Raw genomic sequence first — 1,771 nt, forward strand, 5'->3', positions numbered from 1 at the left:
ATGCACCTATCCTTCTCTTTACGCATGAGGTGGAGAAAAGAAAAACAAGTCTAAGCTATTAGGCTTTCCAATGGGATATTAAACTGTTGGTGCAAATTTTTAATCATGCGTAGTGTTAGTTTTCTTTTTCCACTCAAGATTTCATAAACGCGATTTAAATGACCAATCGCAGGAACAAGATCTTTAGCACTTAAGTTCATTTGTTCCATTCTAAATTTAATAGCCTCAATAGGATGAGGAGGAGAAATAGGATAATGTTCTGTTTCATAAGCTTCAATTAACAACACAAGAACCTCCATTTGATCAAATTCTGGAGTATTCTCTTTAGGTTGATTGTCAAACATTGCAGACACAATTTCTAAAGCTTCTTGATAATCTCTCTCTGTACGAATTGGTTTGATATTCATTTCTTAAATTCCTTTAGTTCTACAGTGTTGGCATCAATCGCATCATACTGTTTATGCGTCCCTATAAACTTTATGTAAAGCCAACCTGCTGGATAAAAGATTGAAACAATTAAACGATAGTCATTGCCTCTAATATTAAAAACAACACGATTATTCTTTAATATGCTTGCATTTTTATATTTCTCTTTAATGTCATGAGGAGAACGCCATTGTGCGTTTTTAGCTTCATCTACCCATGCTTTTAATGGTTGTTCAGCATCAGGATATCGAGCCCAAAAAGTTTGAAGTGTGGAGATTTTAACAATTTTCATAAGTGTATCCTGATTTTTATCAATCTTAGTACCATTTTGGTACTAAGTCAAGATATTTATAAAAAGAAAGTGCTTGTTGAAAACAAACCTTTCTCAAGAGCGGCTTTTACCTCTCATTTTTCCCATTCATTTTCATTCACCCCTCATTTAAAGGAGCATAAAGTATGGCAACAGGTTTTCTACACGGTGTTGAAGTTGTCGAAGTTGACGACGGCACCCGTCCCCTTCGCGCGGTACAATCGGCAGTTATCGGGATTGTTGGCACAGCGCCCGATGCTGATGACCGAGCATTTCCTCTTAACACGCCCGTTTTGGTTACCGGTTCTCTTTCACAAGCAGCTAAACTGGATAAAACAGGTAAGCGTCAAGGCACCCTACCCAATGCCCTTGATCTCATTTTCAAGCAAGTGGGTGCCATTGTTGTTGTCGTGCGCGTAAAAGAAAGTGACAATGAAAATGCAACACTCACCAATGTGCTTGGTGGTGTGAATGCAAATGGCGCTTATGAAGGCGTCCATGCTTTGATCGGAGCACAATCCATTGTGGGACAAACACCACGCATTCTGATTGCTCCAGGCTTTACGCACAAACGCCCTATCAGTCTTAGCAAGATTGATGTGATAAACCAAGGAAGTGGTTACTCTCAAGCAATCGTTAAAATTGCCGGCGGTGCAGAAGCAGAAGCAATCCTGAAAGATGGAAAAGTGACTTCTGTTGTCATTAAGGACAGTGGCTTTGATTATCAAACCGCCCCAAATGTGACAATTGAAGGAGATGGCACTGGAGCGACAGCCAAAGCCGAAATCAGTACAACCTCTAATCCAGTAGCGGCAGAACTCATTGGCATTGCTGAACGCCTACGCGCTATTGTGGTGCTTGATGCACCAAACACAACAGATGAAGCAGCCCTTAGCACAGCAAAGGATTTTGATTCAAAGCGCGCCATTATCGTTGACCCTTTTGTAAAAGTGAATCATGATGGAAAAATCTTAGAACAGCCAGCAAGTGCAGCAGTTGCAGGTGTCATTGCTAAAACTGATTTTACACACGGTT

Annotated in this window: 2 protein-coding genes and 1 pseudogene; 1 reads left to right on the forward strand and 2 read right to left on the reverse strand. The window is 40.4% G+C overall.

Annotated elements, in window-relative coordinates:
* Window positions 1-50 precede the first annotated feature (50 nt).
* Both ACFIK6_RS09640 and ACFIK6_RS09645 read right to left on the reverse strand, forming a co-directional pair.
* Window positions 51-407 (reverse strand): type II toxin-antitoxin system HigA family antitoxin, encoded by a 357-nt coding sequence (locus ACFIK6_RS09640; RefSeq protein ID WP_019220258.1) that lies wholly within the window; start codon window positions 405-407, stop codon window positions 51-53.
* Window positions 404-718, reverse strand: coding sequence for a type II toxin-antitoxin system HigB family toxin (locus ACFIK6_RS09645; protein ID WP_375642720.1), 315 nt, complete (start codon window positions 716-718; stop codon window positions 404-406). Before ACFIK6_RS09645 ends, ACFIK6_RS09640 begins: the two co-directional genes overlap by 4 nt.
* 164 nt (window positions 719-882) lie before the next feature.
* Here ACFIK6_RS09645 and ACFIK6_RS09650 point away from each other — a divergent pair.
* Window positions 883-1,771: pseudogene (locus ACFIK6_RS09650) on the forward strand (phage tail protein); the annotation flags it as partial.

This window comes from Bartonella sp. AS69XJJH, assembly GCF_042195585.1.
In the GTDB taxonomy this organism is placed as follows: Bacteria; Pseudomonadota; Alphaproteobacteria; order Rhizobiales; family Rhizobiaceae; genus Bartonella.